A 17,427-nucleotide genomic window follows, 5' to 3' on the forward strand; every position below is an offset into this window, starting at 1 on the left:
CGGCGACATCAGCGGCGCTTCCCGATGGCCCCCACGACCTCGCGCTAGGACGAGTCAAGGACGTCGGAAGGACCCGTTTCCCTGGCTTGTGAGCCCGCCGCGCCGGTGGGCGGGGAGTCCCGTCACCCGGCTGACAGGAGCCCACATGAGAAAACCCCTGCCTCGTATCGCCGCCGCGGTGGCGATGGCCGCGGGACTGATCCTGGCCACCACGGGATCCGCCGACGCCGCGCCCGCCTGGTCGTGGCAGACCGGCCACATCTACCGGCTCGAATCGTTGTCGCCGGACGCGGGCAACACCTGCATGCAGGACTCCCGCGAGTTGACCACCTATCACGGGCATCCGGTCGACTGGGTCCGCAACGCTCCGTGCGATCTCTACGACACGTCGTACCGGTGGCAGGTCGTCATCAACGCCAACGGCTGGGCGAACCTGGAGAACGTGGGCAGCGGCAACTGCCTCGACTACTCCCAGGAATACGGATTGCGCGGTTTCCCCTGCTACAACACCAGCTACACCGGGGGATGGCAGGAGTTGCGGCTCGTCACCCGCCAGGCTCACGGCATCACCCAGGTCGTGCTCCAGAACGGGCGGTACCAGGAAGACCACGCCAACATGTGCGCCGATCTCTCCCTCCAGTACGGCCTGCGCGGCTATCCGTGCAATGGAACGTCCCAGGACTCGGGATACCAGGCGTGGCTCGTCTTCGACGTGGCCACCTGAGTCCGCCTGTCGACGGAAGCCGCCGTCGAAGGAAGTCCCCTGTCCAAGGTCGTCGTCCGTCTGGTGACGGACACCGTCCGTACCATCAGCACCTTTTCCCACGAAACGGGGTAACAGATGAGAAAACCGCTCTCCGGCCGCCGCCTCGCCGCCGCCGCGCTGTCCGCGGTCGCTCTCGCGGGCTGTGGTCTGGCGATGGCGCCTGCCGCCTCCGCCGCCACGGCCCCTGCCGGCGCGCCCGCGGCGCAGGTGAAGCCCGACGCCAACCCGAACTCCTGCATCAGCACGCCCACGCAGTGGGGTTACGCGGCCACCACGACGCGGATCATCATCTGCAACACGACCGCTGTCGCCGCCTTCGTCAACGCGGAGAACGCCTTTGTCGCCTGTGTGCCCGCATTGGCCGCCACGATAAAGGACGTCAATGACAGGAACTATGACGTTCTGACGTCCGCGTGCTTCCTCGCGGCGTATGGCTGAACCTGCACCCCTGCGGGCCACGGGGCGGCGCTAAGATCGGTTCTGATGCCGGGTCAGACGGGGGTCCGGCACTGATCGTGGAGTGCCGGGGGCATGAGATTCGGCGTGCTGGGGCCGTTGCACGTCCAGGTCGCGGGGTGCGAAGTCCGACTCGACGGAGCGCGGCAGGCGAAGATGCTTGCCGCGCTTCTGGTCGGCGCGAACAACCTCGTCACCATGGAACAGCTCGTTGCCGTGATGTGGGACGGGAAGGTCCCCGCCACCGCGGTCCGCCAGGTCCAGGACGCCATGTCCGGACTGCGCCGCAACCTCGCCGCGTGCGGGGCGTCGCGTTCCCTGATCAGCACCCGGCGCGGCGGCTACCAGATCCACCTGGAACGGGAGCAGTTGGACCTGCTGGAATTCGACCACCAGCGGCAGCTCGCCGAGCGGCACACCTCACCGTTGGAGACCGCCGTCGCGCTGCGGCGCGCGCTGGCCTGCTGGCGCGGTGACGCCCTGGTCGGCATGGCGAGCCGGGTCCTGGAGCTGGACGCGGCACGGCTGAACGAGAAGCGCGCGGCCACGCACAAGCTCTGCCTGAGCATCGAGGTCGGCCTGGGGCGCCATCGTGAGGTCATCGAGGAACTGACCGCCCTGCTAGGGGAGTTCCCCTTCGACGAGCAGGTCGCCGAGCATTTGATGGTCGCCCTGTACCGGTGCAGGCGGCAGGGCGAGGCGTTACAGGTGTACGAGCGGCTGCGCCGGACGCTCGCGGACGAACTCGGCGTCGATCCCACCCCGCCGCTCCAAGCCCTGCACCAGCGCATTCTGGCCGCCGATCCGTCCCTGGCGGCGCCCGCCCCGGCCCCCGCCCCGGCGAGCGGCCCCGCGGCCACCGGACCGGACGGGCCCGGCGCCGCCGCCGAACCGACCATGGCGCTGCCGGTACGCCAACTGCCCCTCGGCGTGCACGACTTCGTGGGCCGAGCCGACGCGCTGGCGCAGGTCGCACGGCAGTTGGACGTGTCGGCGCCCGACCGGGCCCCGGTGGCCGTCGTCGTGGGCGGTCCCGGTGTCGGCAAATCCTCCCTGGTGACGCACGCCGCGCGGCTGGCCAGCGCCTCCTTTCCCGACGGCCAGCTCTACCTCGACCTCGCCGGAACGTCGGACGCGCCACGGGACCCGGCGCTGATGCTGGCCGAGGCACTGCGCGCCTTCGGGGTCGGCGGCAGCGCGATCCCGACCGGCCTGCCCGAACGGGCCGCGCTCTACCGGTCGTTACTGGCGGACCGCCGGATGCTGGTGGTACTGGACGACGCCGGTCACGCCAGTCAGGTGCTGCCCCTGCTGCCGGGCTCCGACGGCTGCGCGGTGCTCATCACCAGTCGCATGCTGCTGACGCAGCTTCCCGGCGCCCGGCACATCGACCTGGACGTGCTGAGGCTGGCGGAGGCGCGGGAGTTGTTCACCGGCATCGTCGGGCGGCGGCGGGTCGAGCGGGAACCGGCGGAGGCCGACGCGATCCTCGCCTGCTGCGACAACCTGCCGCTGGCGATCCGGATCGCCGGCGCCAAGCTCACCGGCCGCCCGGCCTGGTCGCTGCGGGTGCTGCGGGAACGGATCGAGGACGAGTCCCGTCGGCTGGCCGAGCTGAGGATCGGGGACCTCAGCGTGCGAGCCAACGTCGAACTGAGCGTGCGGCTGCTCCCGCCCGACGCGGTACGCGCGCTGAGCCTGCTGGGGCTGCTCGGCGCGTCCACCCTGCCCGGCTGGGTGGTCGGCCCGCTGCTGGACCGCCGCGACGCCGACGACGTGCTGGACACCCTCGTCGACGCCAGCCTGGTCCGTCTCACCGCCACCGACGCCATCGGCCAGCCGCGCTACCGGCTGCACGACCTGATCAGGACCTGTGCCGTGGAGCTCGCCGCACAGCTGCCGGAGGCGGACAGGCGGGACGCGATGGTCCGCGTACTGGCCACCTGGCTCGATCTGGCCGGGCGCGCCACCGATCGGCTGCCCGCAGGGCTGCTGGTCGCCGAACCCGGTTCCGCGCCGCGCCGTTCGCTGCCGGACGCGGTCGTGGACCGGCTGATGGCCGACCCGGTCGCCTGGTTCGACGCCGAACGCGACACCCTGCTCGGCGCGGTCCGGCTGGCCGTGGACTGGGGACTGGACGAATTGGCCTGGGAGTTGGCGGCAGGTCCCGCGACCTACTACGACCACCGGTGCCTCTACCAGGACTGGGAGCACGGGCACCTGCTCGCGTGGAAAGCGGCCGAGGCCGCGGGCAATACGCGCGGTGCGTCGGTGCTGCTGCGCGGCCTTGGCCAACTGAACATCTACCGCGACGAGTTCGACGAGGCGACCCGCGCCCTGGAGTCCTCCGCCGCCCTGTGCCAGAACGGCGAGGACAAGCGCGGCCAGGCGTTGGCGATGGCCATGCTGAGCACGATCAGCCGGGTGCAGGGCCGTTACGACGAAGCCGCCGCCCGTATCGAGCGGGCCCTGTCCATCGCGGTCGGTGAGGGCGACCGCCACCTCGAAGCCCAACTGTCGTGTTCGATGGGCGTGATGCGGCTCATGCAGGACGAACTCGACGAGGCGGAGTCCTGGTTCGGCGAGGCGTTGCGCCAGGCCAGGGCGCTCGACGACGGGCATCGGGTGGCGGTCGTGCTGCGGCGGTTCAGCCGGCTGCACGACCGGCGCGGCGATCCGGACGAGGCGCTGCGCTGCCTGGGGCAGGCGCTGGCCGCCTTCGAGGAACTGGCCGACGAGCGGTGCGCCGCGTACACACTGCTGGAAGTCGGCCGCGTGCACGCCGGCCGGCACGACCGGGACCGGGCCGGCCCGGCGCTGGAACGCGCGGCCGGAATCTTCCAACGACACGGCGACCGCCACGACGAAGCCGCGTGCTGGCAACTGCTCGGCGACCTGGACGCCGCCGCCGGAGCCCACGACCTGGCACACCGCCACCACGAACGCGCACTGCGGCTGTGGCAGACCATCGGTGACGCGCACCGGACGAAAGCCCCGGCGCCCCCGTCGTCACCATGACGACGCCGCGCGGTCCGTCCGTACCGCCACCCAGGGGAATTCCAGGTCACGGGGCGTGGGCCACCGGGGGCGGCGGGGTCGGGGTGGGTAGTCTCGCGCTGCCCCGGGTGCAGTTCCGCCTGCGCGCCGACCGATGGAGATGACCTATCGCCGAGTCGAAGGCCGCCACCGCGGGGGCCTCCCCCGGAACCCAGCCGCCCGAGGCCGAGCGGCTGCGGACGATGTTGCGCGACCCCGGCTACCGGCGGGCGCTGCTCTTCTGCGCCCTGATCGGCATTCCGGTGTCCGCGCTGGCCTTCTGGTTCCTCGCGGCGCTGCACGAGTTGGAGCAGTTGGTCTGGACGGACTGGCCCAAGGATCTGGGGTGGCCGCACGCACCCTGGTGGTGGCCCTTTCCGGCGTTCGCGCTGGCGGGACTGGTCGTCCCGCTGGTGGCGGGCCGGTTGCCCGGCCGCGGCGGACACGTACCGGCGGCCGGGTTGCACTCAGGTGGGCCAACGAGGGCAGCGATTCCCGGTGTGATCATCGCGGCGCTGTTCAGCCTGCCGCTGGGCGCGGTGCTGGGACCCGAGGCCCCGCTGATCGCGCTCGGCGGTGGGCTGGCCCTGGTCTTCCGTGACCTGGCGCGCGCGCCGGCCTCACCGCGGAGCACCGCCCTGCTCGGTGCCGCCGGTTCCGCGGCGGCGATCTCCGCGATCTTCGGCAACCCGCTGGTGGCGGGCATCTTGCTGATGGAGGTGGCGGGCGTGGGCGGGCCGCAGCTCTTCGCCGTGATGCTGCCGGCCCTGCTGGCCAGCGGCATCGGATCGGTGATCTTCAGCGGGTTCGGCCAGTGGACCGGCTTCAAGACCGGGAGCCTGGCGGTCGGTCTGCCCGCCCCTCCCGTGCTGGACACCGGCGACGTCGTCTGGTCGCTGCTGATGGGACTGGTCATCGGAGCGGCCGTCCACGTACTCGTGGTGGGCGGACGGTACGTGGCGGTCTTCGTGTCCGGCCGACTGCTGCCGCACACGACGCTCTGCGCGCTGGCGGCCGGCGGGTGCATCGCGCTCTTCGCGGTCAGCACCGGCCGCTCGCCGTCCGAGGCGGCGCTGTCGGGCCAGGCGACGCTGTCGCAGTTGGCCAAGGACCCGCATGCCTGGTCGGTGGGGGCGCTGGTGGCGGTGCTCGTCTTCAAGGGGGCCGCCTACGTCCTGTGCCTGGGGAGCCTGCGCGGCGGCCCGGTCTTCCCGGCCCTCTTCCTGGGCGGAGCCGCGGGCGCGCTGCTCGCCCCGCTGCCGGGGCTCGGCCTGGTACCCGCGATGGCGGCCGGGATGGCGGCGGCGGCCACATCGGCGCTGCGGCTGCCGGTCAGCAGCGTCGTACTGGTCGCGATCATGCTCGGCCACTCCGGCTCCGTGCCGGTCATCGTCCTCGCCTCCGTGATCTCCTTCATGGCCGCCGAACTGCTGCCACAGGGGCCCGTTCTTTCCGGACGACCCGCGTGACCCCGGCGCCGGTCCTGCTCCCCCTCCGGCTCCTGCTCGGGCTCCGGCTCCGGCTCCGGCTCAGCGGACGCGGTGGTCAGGACGCCGCACAGGGGTCCGGTCGGGGACGGGGAATTCGTCTCCGGCGAGCACGAGCGTGCAGGTCGGAGGCTGGGATCGGTGGTGCGGTCGCCCCTCCACGCGGACGGCGAAGGGCCGGGGCGGGTCCTCCGGCAGTTCCCCGGAGAGCGTGAGCCGGTCGGCGTTCCCGTCCTCCCGGTGGCCCACCTCCCGCCCGTCGACGAGGAGTTCGACCTCTCGGTGGTGTCCGCCGCTGACGTCCACGCTGATCGAGTGTCCGGCGTGTTCGATGTGGAAGTGGTGGAGCTGGTTCATAGCGGCCTCGTTCAGGCGCTGGAAAGTGATCGGGGGGTGAGACGCCCGATCCGTCGGCGGACCTCTTCGCCCGCGGGTCGCGCTCGGCGGCGAGAGCGCCTTTCCATCAGATCACGGTCGGGACGTCGCCGCGCGGCGGCCCGCGGTCAACGTACGCATCACCGCACGCGCGGACCCGGCCCCGCGTGACGCGGGACCGTGCGGAGAGCCATGGCCCGGCTCAGCGGAATCCGCCGGCTCCACCGCCGCTACGCGGGCGCGGCGACCCGCTCCCCCACCGGCTCGGCCTTCCCGTTCCTGACTCGCCCCAGCAGCCCCGCCGCCTCCGGCACCCGCTGGAGCGCCCTCAGCAGCAGCACCCACAGGTCGTGCAGCCGCTCCTCGATCTGGTCGCGGCCGTCCAGCGCGTCGGAGACGGTGTGGAGGCCGAAGAAGGCGTAGACGACACCGGGGGCCGCGACCGCCGGGGCGACGCCGTCGGCCAGTTCCCCACGGCGGCCGGCCTCCTCCAGCAACGCGGTCACCGTCTCGATCCAGGGACTGAACGGGGTCGGCAGCCTCGCGTCGATCGCCTTGCGCTCCATCCACAGCCGGGACCCGGCGCGCACGACGACATCGTCGCGGAAGGCGCGCGCCACGGTGAAGCTGAGCGCGACGAGTTTCTCCAGCGCGGGCGCGTCGGCCGTCCGGGCGCGGTCGACCAGTTCCGGCCAGGTCGCGAAGTGCGCCTCGACGACGGCCAGCGCGAGTTTCTCCTTGTTGGCGAAATGAAAGTAGATCGCTCCGCTGGTGCGACCGGACAGCGCGCTGATGTCGCTGATACTCGTCCCCGCATAACCACGTTCGTCGAACAGACGCGCCGCGGCCTCCAGCAGAAACCGCCGTGTCGTCTCCGCCCGCTCCTGCACGTTCACTCCGCCTGCCGCGCCGTCACCAACAGCAGGCAATCTACTACCTCCGCGTAACATCCACGAAGCAATGCGCGTGCAAATCCCCAGGGCGTGAGTTCTCCTTATGGTATGAATTCTCCGACAGGGGTCGGCGGTCGTGCCCGTCCGCTGACCTGGTCCCGGACGGTCCCCCGCGAGACAGTGCACCGCGCGTCCGTCGCCGAGGTTCTCCTGACCGACGTACGGCCGACGGCGGACGACGCGTTCGAGGCCGCCGCCGCCTGGCCCCGATCGCATACGACCTTCCCCCTCGACGGGACCGACCGGCACAGCCCGCTGGTCCTGGTGGAGACCCTGCGGCAACTCGGCATCTACATACCCCTGCGCTGGTACGGGGTCCCGCCCACCAGCCACCTGCTCATCACCGACCTGTCATTCGACCTGCGGCCCGGACGCGCGCCGCGGGCGGGCCACGGCTGCACCGAGGTGACGTGCCGGATCGCGGTCGGCGGGCGCCGCCAGGGGGCGGACGGCGTCACCACCGGCCTGCGGCTCGACGTCACCTACCTCGCCGACGGCCGAGCGTTCGCGCAGGCCAACGGGGGTGCCCGCTTCCTGAGCGCTCACGGATACGCGGCGCTGCGCGCCGAACGCCTCACGGCACGCCAGCCGCCGCCGACGGCCGACGGGCGCCCCGCGCCCGCCGCGCTGGCCGTCGCCCACCTCAGAGATGTGCTGATCACCCACCGCGGCGGCACGGTCGAGATCGACCCGGCCGACCCCTGCCACCCGTTCTTCTTCGACCACCCGACCGACCACGTCCCCGGCATGGTGCTCCTGGAGGCGGCGCGGCAGGCAGCCGCCGAGGTCAGCGGCGGCGTACTACTCCATCCGACGTGCGGCCGTCTGGTGGCGGCGCGGTTCGCCGAGTTCACGCCGCGGGCCAGCGTGGAGTGCGTCCCGCACCACCGGACCTGCGTCTTCCGCATCCACAACGGCGCCGAGCGCGCCGCTTTCGGCGTACTCGGATACGGCGACTCGGGTGATTACGCAGAGGACTCACTTGACTACGTTGGGTTGACGTCCATAACGTAACGATCGATATGTTCTTGGCGGTCTCCCAGACGGCCCTTTTACGGGGCCGCGTCCGCCGAGGGCCCGCGCCCGTCTGCTTTCACCGGTATGCCGACCCCGCCGCGAGGAATGCGACGTCGCATCGCCGGCACATTCAGGCATTCCTGAAAAGGAAATCCCCGATGAACTCTCATCCCATTCTTTCGTGGACACCCGCGGCCATCGTCTTCGACTGCGACGGCACACTCATGGACACCGAACGCCATTGGCAGCAGGCCCGCGAACTGGCCATGAACGATGTCGGGGTCGCCCCCGCCGAGGGCTTCGCCGAACGGGCGAAGGGCCTGCACTTCACCGAGTGCGGTCAGCTCATGGCCGACGAAGCAGGCCGCCCCGAGCTCGGCGTCCAGCTCACCTCCGGCCTCCTGCACCACTTCCGCGCGCTGGTGGCCCGCGAACCGCAGACCATGCGCGGCGCGCGGGAGCTGGTGGAGACGGCCGCCAAGTTCGCCCCGCTCGCCGTCGCCAGCAACTGCCCCCTGGACGTCGTGGAGACCTGCCTCGACCACGCCGGACTCCGGGACCACTTCGACCACGTCGTGGTCGCCGACGAGGACAACCGGCCCAAGCCCCACCCGGACGTCTACCTGACCGCGGCCCGGCTCTGCGGCGCCGCGCCGGGCGACACACTGGCGGTCGAGGACTCCGCCTGCGGTGTGGAGGCGGCCGTACGGGGCGGCCTGCGCGTCGTCGGCGTCGGCCCCTGGCCGGGCGAGGACATCGCGGCGCGGGTCGACCTGTGGGTCGCGACGCTCGACGAGCCGGGCATCTTCGAGTGGGCGACGCGCCGGATGGCCCAGCGGCTGCCGGTCTGATCCGACCCGCCGCGGACCGGCGGGTCTCCCGCCCCGTGTCCTCCGGACGGACCGGCCCACTCCCCCGCTGCCCCGTCCGCCCGCGGGTCACCCGCCGGGTCCGCCGGTCGTCCGTCAGCCGCGTGGCCGGTCAGGCACTCTGTTCCTCCGGTACGTCCCCCGCCGCCGCGAGCAGCGGGCCCAGCCGGGAGACGGTTCCGCGCGCGGAGGAGAACAGCAGCGCGATCCCCACCGCGCCAGGATCCGGCACGCCGGCCGCCCGGTCGCCGAGGTAGCTCGCGCGGCCGCGCCGGGCCGTCAGCCGGGCGGTGTTGCCGACGCCTTCCCACGCGGCCCGCGCCGCGTGGGCCACGGCGGTGGCCGGGTCGGTCCCCGGCGGCTGCGCCGTCAGCGCGTCGGAGGCCGGGGCGAGCGCGTCGACCAGGGTCTTGTCGCCAACGGTCGCCTCTCCGACCCGCTGAATGGCCGCGAGGCCGTTGCCGACACCGGCGGCCAGCGCTCCGGCGTCGGGTCCCCCCTCGCTCACCGCGAGCGCCGCCGCCATCTCATGGAACAGCAGGCCGAACAGGGGCCCGCTGGTGCCGCCGACCTCATCGAGGAAAGCGGCCGCGGCGGCGTCCAGCGGGCCGGCGCAGCTCGCCTCGGGGGGCCTGACCCGCTCCGGTGCGCCGTTCGAGGCGGCCTTCCACGCCTCCGGGCCGATCGGGTCGTCGAGACGTCGCAGCGTCGCCCGGAGGCCCGCGACGAGGTTCGCGCCGAAGTCACCGTCGCCGACCTGCTGGTCCAGCGCGGTCAGTTCGGGCTCGGTGGCCTCCGCGGAGGCGGCGAACCGGCGTATCCAGGCATCGGTGAACGCGGTGCGGGACGGTGCGGCCATGACTGCCTCCGGGGAACTCGTGAGTCGCGGGGTTCCTATACGACCGGTGCGGTCGCGGGCCAGGCGGGGGTGTGGGCGGGCGCGTCGTAGTAGGCGAGGGTGTCCGCGTCGGCCACCAGCAACGTCAGCGAGAAGCCGCGCATGTCCAGGGCCGTGACGAAGTCGCCGACCAGCGTGCGCTCGACGGCCGCGCCGCGCCCGTCGAGCACCTTGGTGACCTCGTGCAGGACGGCGTACAGCTCCATCCTGGTGATGCCGCCGAGGCCGTTGACCAGCACGATCACCGACGTGCCGGGGACCAGGCCCAGGGGGTCGGCCAGTGTGCCGACCATGTCCGCGGCCAGGTCGCGCAACGGGCGTTCGCGCAGCGTGCGACGGGCCCGTTCACCATGGATGCCGACGCCGTACTCGAGACCGCCGGCCGGCAGGTCGAAGGCGGGCAGGCCGGTGGCGGGAGCGGTGTGGGCGGCGGAGGCCACGGCCATGCTGCGGCAGCGGCCCACCACGTCCACGCCCAGGGCGGCCAGGTCCTTCAGGCCCATCCCGGTGTCCGCCGCCGCGCCGAGGATCTTCTCGACCAGCACCGTCGCACCGGTTCCCCGGCGGCCGTTCACGACCTCCGCGGAGTCCGAGGCCGCGTCGTCGTCGATCAGGACCCGCGCGCAGTCGACGCCCTCGCGAGCGAGTCGTTCGGCGGCGATACCGAAGTTGATCTTGTCGCCGGTGTAGTTCTTCACCAGGTGCAGTACACCATTCTCCCGCGCCACGGCGAGCGAGGCGGCGAAGATCTGGCGGTTGTGCGGCGAGGCGAAGACGCGGCCGGGACAGGCGGCGTCCAGCATGCCCGCGCCCACATAGCCGATGTGCAGCGGCTCGTGCCCCGAGCCGCCGCCGGACACCAGGCCCACGCGCCGCGCGGGCGACGGGGTCAGCGCCCGTACGAAGCCGTTCGCCTCGTCCCAGGCGACGCTGTCGGCGTGCGCCCGTTCGAAACCGGCCAGGGAGTCCACGACGAGGTCGTCGATCTCGTTCGCGAAGTAAAGGCCCATGGTGCACCAGACCTTTCCGGAGAACGCGGTCGGTCTCCTGCGTAATCATGCTGTTCGGTATCACCCGAAACGGCAACTTTCCGCCCACGTACGAGTGGCTGTCCCAGAAGTACCGGACGTACGAGCGGGCGGTCGGGTATAAGGCGTGCCGCGTGGCCGTCGGAGGTTATCTCCCTCTCGGGACGCGCAGAATCTATGTCGGCCGGAGTAGACATTCGGCGGTGACGTGGTTATGGTTTCTCTCGTAGCCGAGATCAGCAAGGCCCGGCAGACACGAACTGCCGGGCAGCAGTACGCGAAGTGCAGGACGCAGGACGGTGCGGTGGTGGAGTTCCAGAGCCGGGGTTGTTGCCAGACGGGCGATGGGACTGACCGCCGGACCGGGTGGCCCGAGGTGATCAGGGGCCGCCACGAGCAGTACCGCAGTGCCAAGAGATGATTCAGAGAGTTGATCCCGAGGGAAGAACGGAGGAGCCGAGCGCCATCAGGATCGCCCGGGCGGATTTTCGGGCCCGGGTACCGCAGGACATCGATAGTGAGGTGGTCTCCGGTCAAGCAACCGCGATCCCCGCATCAGCCGCCAAACCCCTCCCGGTGGCGATGCGGACACAGAGAGCCGGCGCAGTACGTAAGCCGGTAGATGGTGTAGCAGTTCCTTCGGGGCCTTGGTGCCGTTCGGCACCAAGGCCCCTCAAGCGCGTTCCACAGAGAGGCGAGATGACAGCAGACGACTCGTTCGGCCGACTCGACGACGACGACTACCCCGCGTACACCATGGGCCGAGCAGCCGAGATACTCGGTACCACCCAAGGCTTCCTCCGCGCGATCGGCGAAGCCCGCCTGATCACCCCGCTGCGTTCCGCGGGCGGACACCGCCGCTACTCCCGCTACCAACTGCGCATCGCCGCACGCGCCCGCGAGCTCGTCGACCAGGGCACCCCCGTCGAGGCGGCGTGCCGCATCGTCATCCTCGAGGACCAGCTCGCGGAGGCCCAGCGCATCAACGAGGAGCTGAGTTCCTCCAAGCCCCGCGACCGGGCCACCGGCTGAACGACTCCCGACCTCAGCGACTCCCTACCTGAACGACTCGCTGCCTGAACGACTCCGACGTGCCGTGGCCCGGCATTCCGCGTGCTCCCGGCGGAGGCCCGAGCCGTGTCCTCGCCGCTCCCGGCGAGAGCCGCTTGTTGGGGACGGGCCTGGGTGGGAGGGTTGTGGGGACCGTCGTCCCGGCCGCCGCGGAGTGGCCGGGTGGGGTGGTCGCGCTGGTGTCGTTCCCTCGGGCGTGTGCCCTGTGGTCCCCGGTGGCATGTGCTGGTCGATGTGCGCGACCTCGTGGTCCCGCGCTGTGAGGGGATTGAGTCATGGCGGAAGAGACTGATGCCGGCAGGGTGCGTTCCGGTCCGAAGCGGTGGGCATGACCGCGCACGGTCTGGCGCGCGCACTGGCCGGGTTGCTGGAGGCCAGCCATACGGCGCCGTTCGAGCGGTTGCCGCGTCTGCTGGACACCGCGGCCAAGCAGGCAGGCGCGGGCGGGGCCCGGCTCTTCGTGGCGGATCTCCAGGAGGAGGTACTGCGCGAGGTGACCGGGACCGGCCTGAACGCCGGCGAGGGCGGCGAGGAGCACCGGATCGAGGGCACCTTGCCCGGTCGCGCCTACCAGATCACACAGGTCACCGCCCCGGCGTCCGGCGGGGCGTGCTGGATGCCGGTGCGGGACGGCACGGAACGTCTGGGCGTCCTGCACGTCGAGCCCGGCCCCGACGACACGGGCACGCCCGACGGTGAGGTGGCGCTGGCGCTGGCGTCGATGGCCGGACTGCTGCTGGTCTCCAAGCGGGCCAACAGCGACTCCCACGCCCGGCTGACCCGCACCCGGCCGATGGGCGTGCCCGCCGAACTCCAATGGGCGCTGATGCCGCCACGGACCTTCTCCGACCAGCGGGCCACGGTCAGCGCCTTCATGGAACCGGCCTACGAGGTGGCCGGGGACGCCTTCGAGTACGCGCTGGCGGACGACATCCTGCACCTGGCGATCTTCGACGCCATGGGCCACGACACGTCCGCCGGACTGACCGCCGCTCTGGCGATGTCCACCTGCCGCAGCCACCGCCGCGCCGGCGCCACCATTCCCGACGCCAGCAGAGCCATCGAAGACACGCTGGTCGGGCAGTTCGGACACACCCGGTACGCCACCGGCGTCCTGGCGGACCTGGAACTGGACACCGGCAAGTTCAGCTGGGTCAACCGGGGCCACCTGCTGCCGGTACTGATCCGCGGGGGCCGGTGGTCCAGCACCCTGTACTGCCCTCCGGCCGGGCCGATGGGCAGCGGATTCAACCTGCCGGTCGAGCAGCGCACCGAGCAGTTGGAGCCCGGAGACCGGCTGCTGCTGTTCACCGACGGCATCACCGAGGCCCGCGACAGCGACGGCCGGGAATTCGGTGTGGAGCGTTTCACCGACTTCATCACCCGCCACCACGCGGACAACCTTCCCGTGGACGAGACGCTGCGCCGCCTGATGCGCACCGTCATGGAGTACCACCACGGACGCCTCGAGGACGACGCCACCGTCCTGTTCTGCGAATGGCACGGCCCGGACGGCGCGACGGGGGGTCAGGCGGCTCGGGCGAGTTCTGCGCGGCCGAACAGCAGGGCGTAGCCGGCGGGGAGTTCGTTGATGGTGCGGGTGAGCAGGTCGCCGGGCAGGAGGGCGGCGACGGTGCTCAGGACGGCGCCGGTGTCCCAGCGGGCGACGGCGGGGGTGACGCCGGTGCGGGCCGCGATGTCCTGGACGAAGCTCCAGCCGGTGCGGGGCTGCGCGGTGGGCGCCTGGGCGGTGAGGACGTCAGCGGCCTGACGGGGCAGATGGGCGGCGAGTGCGGTGCGCGGGTCGTCGCCGAGCTGGCTTCCCAGGGCCGCGAGCACGGCGTGGACGGCCTGCTCTGCGCGTTCGCGGGTGGGGTAGGCGCCGTCGTAACGGACGGTTTCCAGCATCTGGTCGTAGGTGAGCGCCGACGCGGTCCGGCGCTGTTCGGACTGGGCGTGCATGGCTGCGGCGGTGGCCTTCCGTTTCGGGCGGCGGCCGGGCCCGGTGAGCGGGGCCGGCCGCCGGGTGGGGTGGAGGAGATGTCGGTCGGCGGCGAAGGAGGGTGCCGACGGGTTCGCGTCCTTCGCCGCGCGGTACCGCGGGCGGCGGGGGGGTCAGCCGGCGATCTGCCGGCGGTTGTCGCCCGCGCCGACGGAGATCTTGCGGGGCTTGGCCCGCTCGGCGATCGGGATGCGCAGCGTCAGCACCCCGGCCTCGTAGTCGGCCTGGATCTGCTCGGTGTCCAGGGAGTCGGCCAGCACGATCTGGCGGGAGAAGACCCCCAGCGGCCGCTCGGACAGATCCATCTGCACGCCCTCGTCGTGCGGGGCGGGCCTGCGCTCGGCCTTCACCGTCAGCATGTTGCGCTCGACGTCGATGTCGATCGCGTCCGGCGAGACCCCGGGGATGTCGAAGGACACCACGTACTGCTCGCCGTCGCGGTAGGCGTCCATCGGCATCGCGGCGGGCCTCGACCAGGTGCCGGGGCGCAGGAGCTGCTCGGTGAGTCGGTCCAGTTCACGGAAGGGGTCGGTACGCATCAGCATCGCGGAACACCTCCAGGAAGTCGGGCGCTTGGCGCCGGTGTCGTTCACCTGCCCTCTGTTGTAGCATGTCATCCATCCGATGACAAACATTGATGTCACCCTGAGGGTGACACCCCTGGGTGACAGCCCGGAGGAGGCGCCATGACAGCCGACCAGCCCGCCCCGACACCGTCGCCACCGCCCGCCGCGGCCACCTTCCCCGCCGCCGCGGCGGCACTGGAAACCATCGACGCGGCCGTCCGCGACGCCCGCGGCCCGGCACCCGACCAGCCGTCGGCCGCTGCGGCCGACCCCCGGCACGTACTCGCCTCGCTCCTGCTCCTGCGCGAGATCCGCGAACAACTCGCCGGCTGGGAAACCGGCCTGATCGAGACCGCGCGGGCGGCCGGTGCCAGCTGGGCCGACCTCGCCGCGCCCCTCGGCGTCTCCAGCCGCCAGGCCGCCGAGCGCCGCTACCTGCGCCTGCGCCCGGGCCCGGCCGGCTCCACCGGCGAGGAAAGGGTCAACGCCACCCGCAACCGCCGCGCCGCCGACAGAACCGTCGACGCCTGGGCCCGCACCAACGCCGCCGACCTGCGCAGACTCGCCGGCCAGATCACCCAGCTCACCGACCTGCCGACCGCCGCCGACACCGCCCTCGGCCACCTCGACACCGCCCTGGCCGCCGACGACGCCGCCGCGCTCATCACCCCGCTCACCGCCACTCACACCCACCTCCAAGCGGGCCACCCCGACCTCGCCGACCGCGTCCACACCGTCACCGAACACACCCACCAGCTCCGCAACCCCGCGGGGCGACCGCCGCACACCCCGTAGTCACACCTCCGGTCAGGTGGTCTCGCCCGCCGCGTTCCGGCCCGACCGACCGCCGGACGTGCTCCGACCGGGCAGCGCGCGGACCCGGCGGCGTTCGAGGTTTTGAATTCGCTGGCTGGGCAGCCGCATAACGGGGGCCGGTCTCTTCTGAGGTGCCCAGTCATGCCGTAGGCCGAGGAATCCGTCGGGCTCCAGCCGGCCGTTCCCCGGCACGGCACGCGCTGATCCGCTGGGCGCTCCGTACGCCCGGCGCACGGCGCTCTGCCTGGCCCTCGTACATGTACGAACCCCGCGTCCCCGGGCGTCGGGCCGGTACGCGCACCGCGTACACCGCGCGTCGTTCGGCGCAGCGCCCCTATGGAGGTCCCGCAATGTCTGTTCCCGTCGCATCCGATCCGCTCGCCGAACTCTCCGCGGCCGGAGTCTCGGTCTGGCTGGACGACCTGTCCCGCGAGCTGCTCGCCGGTGGTGAGCTGAAGCGGCTGATCGCGGACCGGCACGTGGTGGGGGTCACGACGAACCCCACGATCTTCGCCTCCGCGCTGTCCAAGGGGGACCGCTACAGCGAGCAACTGCGGCGCCTGGGCGCCGAGGGCGCGAGCGTGGACGAGGCCGTCTTCGCCCTGACCACCGATGACGTCCGGACCGGCTGCGACCTCTTCGCCCCGGTGCACGAGCGCACCGGTGGTACCGACGGGCGGGTCTCGATCGAGGTGGACCCCCGGCTGGCGCGGGACACCGACGCCACGATCGAGCAGGCACGCAAGCTGTGGGAGGCCGTGGACCGGCCGAATCTCCTGGTGAAGATCCCGGCCACCCGCGAGGGCCTCGCCGCGATCACCGCCGCCGTCGCCCGGGGCATCAGCGTCAACGTCACGCTGATCTTCTCCCTCGACCGCTACCGCGCGGTGATGGACGCCTACCAGAGCGGCCTCGAACAGGCCCGTGAGGCGGGTCTCGATCTGGCGGCCATCGACTCGGTCGCCTCGTTCTTCGTCTCGCGCGTGGACACCGAGGTGGACGCCCGGCTCGACGCGCTCGGCACTCCCGAGGCCCGCGACCTCAGGGGCGCCGCCGCCGTCGCCAACGCCCGGCTGGCGTACCGGGCCTACGAGGAGATGACCGCCGCGCCGCGCTGGCAGGCGCTCGCCGCCGCCGGAGCCCGCCCGCAGCGCCCCCTGTGGGCGTCCACCGGGGTCAAGAACCCGGATTACCCCGACACGATGTACGTCGGCGAACTCGTCATCGCGGGCACCGTCAACACCATGCCCGGCACGACCCTTGAAGCGTTCGCCGACCACGGCGCCCTTCCGGCCCACCCGCCGACAGGCGAGGAGTACACCGCGGCGACCGCCCACTTCGAGGCGCTGGCGCGGGTCGGCGTCGACTTCGCGGATGTCACCGACACCCTGGAGCGCGAAGGGCTGACCAAGTTCGAGGACAGCTGGACCGAACTGGGCGCCTCCGTGGACAACGAGATGCGCGGCGCCACCGCCGCCGCCGCGTCCGCCTCCGGCGGAGCCGGTCTGCTGGCGATCTATCTCAACGACCACCTGTCCGGCGCGACCGGCGGACTGGAGCTCTTCCGCCGGGCGGCGCAGGCCCAGAAGGACCGCGACGGCGGCCCGGAACTGGCGGAGCTGGCCCGCCAGATCGAACAGGACCGTGACTCGCTGATCCAGATCATGACCGATCTGGACGTGTCCCCCGACCGCTCGAAGGTCGCCATCGGATGGGTGGCGGAGAAGGTCGGCCGCCTCAAGCCCAACGGACACCTCTTCACGCGATCCCCGCTCAGCGACCTGCTGGAGCTGGAATCCATGTGCCTGGGTGTTGCGGGCAAGGCGGCCTGCTGGCGCACCCTGCGCACTCTGGCCGAGACCGAGACCCGGCTGTACCCCGAGCACCTGGACACCTTGCTGGAGCGCGCCGAGCACCAGAGCGCCGTGCTTGAGGAGTTGCGTCTGGCCGCGGCCGCCCGCGTCCTCCCGTAGTTCCCGGCCGTCATCGCCGACACCGCCGAACCCCGCACCTGCCGTGAGGCGGATGCGGGGTTCGGCGTTCTACGTCCCGACGTCCGCGGCGGCGGGCGCGGGTACGAGCCGGGA

16 protein-coding genes are annotated in these 17,427 nt (G+C 72.0%); 10 read left to right on the plus strand and 6 right to left on the minus strand.

Annotation, left to right across the window (positions count from 1 at the left end):
• Positions 1-145 precede the first annotated feature (145 nt).
• The 4 genes from ACIOC1_RS25230 (at position 146) to ACIOC1_RS25245 (ending at position 5,727) form a co-directional block, all read left to right on the plus strand.
• Complete coding sequence (locus ACIOC1_RS25230) at positions 146-724, plus strand: hypothetical protein (RefSeq protein WP_401856429.1); 579 nt, start codon at positions 146-148, stop codon at positions 722-724.
• Between the two features lie 117 nt (positions 725-841).
• Complete coding sequence (locus tag ACIOC1_RS25235) at positions 842-1,204, plus strand: hypothetical protein (RefSeq protein WP_401856430.1); 363 nt, start codon at positions 842-844, stop codon at positions 1,202-1,204.
• 93 nt (positions 1,205-1,297) lie between these two features.
• Positions 1,298-4,240, plus strand: coding sequence for a BTAD domain-containing putative transcriptional regulator (locus tag ACIOC1_RS25240; RefSeq protein WP_401856431.1), 2,943 nt, complete (start codon positions 1,298-1,300; stop codon positions 4,238-4,240).
• A 221-nt stretch (positions 4,241-4,461) separates the two neighbouring features.
• A complete protein-coding gene (locus ACIOC1_RS25245) occupies positions 4,462-5,727 on the plus strand; it encodes a chloride channel protein (RefSeq protein ID WP_401856432.1) in 1,266 nt (421 codons plus the stop codon).
• A gap of 60 nt (positions 5,728-5,787) precedes the next feature.
• Here ACIOC1_RS25245 and ACIOC1_RS25250 read toward each other — a convergent pair whose 3' ends face one another.
• Positions 5,788-6,102, minus strand: coding sequence for a hypothetical protein (locus ACIOC1_RS25250; protein ID WP_401308727.1), 315 nt, complete (start codon positions 6,100-6,102; stop codon positions 5,788-5,790).
• A 248-nt stretch (positions 6,103-6,350) separates the two neighbouring features.
• Positions 6,351-7,010, minus strand: a complete 660-nt coding sequence (locus ACIOC1_RS25255; protein ID WP_401856433.1) for a ScbR family autoregulator-binding transcription factor — start codon at positions 7,008-7,010, stop codon at positions 6,351-6,353.
• A 111-nt stretch (positions 7,011-7,121) separates the two neighbouring features.
• Here ACIOC1_RS25255 and ACIOC1_RS25260 point away from each other — a divergent pair, with 111 nt between their 5' ends.
• Together ACIOC1_RS25260 and ACIOC1_RS25265 are read left to right on the plus strand one after the other, a co-directional pair.
• Positions 7,122-8,087 carry a ScbA/BarX family gamma-butyrolactone biosynthesis protein gene (locus ACIOC1_RS25260; RefSeq protein WP_401308730.1) on the plus strand — a complete coding sequence of 322 codons (966 nt, stop codon included), beginning with the start codon at positions 7,122-7,124 and terminating at the stop codon, positions 8,085-8,087.
• A 161-nt stretch (positions 8,088-8,248) separates the two neighbouring features.
• Positions 8,249-8,941 (plus strand): HAD family hydrolase, encoded by a 693-nt coding sequence (locus ACIOC1_RS25265; RefSeq protein ID WP_401856434.1) that lies wholly within the window; start codon positions 8,249-8,251, stop codon positions 8,939-8,941.
• Between the two features lie 130 nt (positions 8,942-9,071).
• Here ACIOC1_RS25265 and ACIOC1_RS25270 read toward each other — a convergent pair whose 3' ends face one another.
• Together ACIOC1_RS25270 and ACIOC1_RS25275 are read right to left on the minus strand one after the other, a co-directional pair.
• A complete protein-coding gene (locus tag ACIOC1_RS25270) occupies positions 9,072-9,818 on the minus strand; it encodes a DAK2 domain-containing protein (protein WP_355342596.1) in 747 nt (248 codons plus the stop codon).
• A 35-nt stretch (positions 9,819-9,853) separates the two neighbouring features.
• On the minus strand, positions 9,854-10,867 hold the full coding sequence (locus ACIOC1_RS25275; RefSeq protein WP_355342599.1) for a dihydroxyacetone kinase subunit DhaK: 1,014 nt from the start codon (positions 10,865-10,867) through the stop codon (positions 9,854-9,856).
• A gap of 717 nt (positions 10,868-11,584) precedes the next feature.
• Between ACIOC1_RS25275 and ACIOC1_RS25280 the strand changes: the two genes are divergently transcribed.
• Positions 11,585-11,917 carry a MerR family transcriptional regulator gene (locus tag ACIOC1_RS25280; RefSeq protein WP_391046130.1) on the plus strand — a complete coding sequence of 111 codons (333 nt, stop codon included), beginning with the start codon at positions 11,585-11,587 and terminating at the stop codon, positions 11,915-11,917.
• 367 nt (positions 11,918-12,284) lie between these two features.
• Complete coding sequence (locus ACIOC1_RS25285; protein ID WP_391046133.1) at positions 12,285-13,529, plus strand: SpoIIE family protein phosphatase; 1,245 nt, start codon at positions 12,285-12,287, stop codon at positions 13,527-13,529.
• On the opposite strand, the gene ACIOC1_RS25290 is transcribed toward ACIOC1_RS25285, so the two are convergent.
• Together ACIOC1_RS25290 and ACIOC1_RS25295 are read right to left on the minus strand one after the other, a co-directional pair.
• Positions 13,484-13,918: a DUF2267 domain-containing protein gene (locus ACIOC1_RS25290; protein WP_401856435.1), complete on the minus strand. Its 435-nt coding sequence runs from the start codon at positions 13,916-13,918 to the stop codon at positions 13,484-13,486. The two genes, ACIOC1_RS25285 and ACIOC1_RS25290, sit on opposite strands and share 46 nt — an antisense overlap.
• A 153-nt stretch (positions 13,919-14,071) precedes the next feature.
• Entirely contained in the window at positions 14,072-14,503 is a 432-nt protein-coding gene (locus tag ACIOC1_RS25295) for an Hsp20/alpha crystallin family protein (protein WP_355342611.1), read from the minus strand.
• Positions 14,504-14,644: 141 nt separating this feature from the next.
• Here ACIOC1_RS25295 and ACIOC1_RS25300 point away from each other — a divergent pair, with 141 nt between their 5' ends.
• Positions 14,645-15,319 (plus strand): HSP18 transcriptional regulator, encoded by a 675-nt coding sequence (locus tag ACIOC1_RS25300; RefSeq protein WP_401856436.1) that lies wholly within the window; start codon positions 14,645-14,647, stop codon positions 15,317-15,319.
• 371 nt (positions 15,320-15,690) lie between these two features.
• Positions 15,691-17,313, plus strand: coding sequence for a transaldolase (gene tal, locus ACIOC1_RS25305; protein ID WP_401856437.1), 1,623 nt, complete (start codon positions 15,691-15,693; stop codon positions 17,311-17,313).
• The last annotated feature ends 114 nt before the right edge of the window (positions 17,314-17,427 follow it).

The organism is Streptomyces sp. NPDC088197 (assembly GCF_044741185.1).
Taxonomy (GTDB): Bacteria; Actinomycetota; Actinomycetes; order Streptomycetales; family Streptomycetaceae; genus Actinacidiphila.

Excerpts from the sequence above, each read along its gene's own strand:
- ACIOC1_RS25235 (WP_401856430.1), top strand. The coding sequence starts at position 842 with ATGAGAAAACCGCTCTCCGGCCGCCGCCTCGCCGCCGCCGCGCTGTCC.
- ACIOC1_RS25285 (WP_391046133.1), top strand. The coding sequence starts at position 12,285 with ATGACCGCGCACGGTCTGGCGCGCGCACTGGCCGGGTTGCTGGAGGCC.
- ACIOC1_RS25290 (WP_401856435.1), bottom strand. The coding sequence starts at position 13,918 with ATGCACGCCCAGTCCGAACAGCGCCGGACCGCGTCGGCGCTCACCTAC.
- ACIOC1_RS25265 (WP_401856434.1), top strand. The coding sequence starts at position 8,249 with ATGAACTCTCATCCCATTCTTTCGTGGACACCCGCGGCCATCGTCTTC.
- tal (WP_401856437.1), top strand. The coding sequence starts at position 15,691 with ATGTCTGTTCCCGTCGCATCCGATCCGCTCGCCGAACTCTCCGCGGCC.
- ACIOC1_RS25280 (WP_391046130.1), top strand. The coding sequence starts at position 11,585 with ATGACAGCAGACGACTCGTTCGGCCGACTCGACGACGACGACTACCCC.
- ACIOC1_RS25270 (WP_355342596.1), bottom strand. The coding sequence starts at position 9,818 with ATGGCCGCACCGTCCCGCACCGCGTTCACCGATGCCTGGATACGCCGG.
- ACIOC1_RS25300 (WP_401856436.1), top strand. The coding sequence starts at position 14,645 with ATGACAGCCGACCAGCCCGCCCCGACACCGTCGCCACCGCCCGCCGCG.
- ACIOC1_RS25250 (WP_401308727.1), bottom strand. The coding sequence starts at position 6,102 with ATGAACCAGCTCCACCACTTCCACATCGAACACGCCGGACACTCGATC.
- ACIOC1_RS25240 (WP_401856431.1), top strand. The coding sequence starts at position 1,298 with ATGAGATTCGGCGTGCTGGGGCCGTTGCACGTCCAGGTCGCGGGGTGC.
- ACIOC1_RS25260 (WP_401308730.1), top strand. The coding sequence starts at position 7,122 with ATGAATTCTCCGACAGGGGTCGGCGGTCGTGCCCGTCCGCTGACCTGG.
- ACIOC1_RS25230 (WP_401856429.1), top strand. The coding sequence starts at position 146 with ATGAGAAAACCCCTGCCTCGTATCGCCGCCGCGGTGGCGATGGCCGCG.
- ACIOC1_RS25275 (WP_355342599.1), bottom strand. The coding sequence starts at position 10,867 with ATGGGCCTTTACTTCGCGAACGAGATCGACGACCTCGTCGTGGACTCC.
- ACIOC1_RS25245 (WP_401856432.1), top strand. The coding sequence starts at position 4,462 with ATGTTGCGCGACCCCGGCTACCGGCGGGCGCTGCTCTTCTGCGCCCTG.
- ACIOC1_RS25295 (WP_355342611.1), bottom strand. The coding sequence starts at position 14,503 with ATGCTGATGCGTACCGACCCCTTCCGTGAACTGGACCGACTCACCGAG.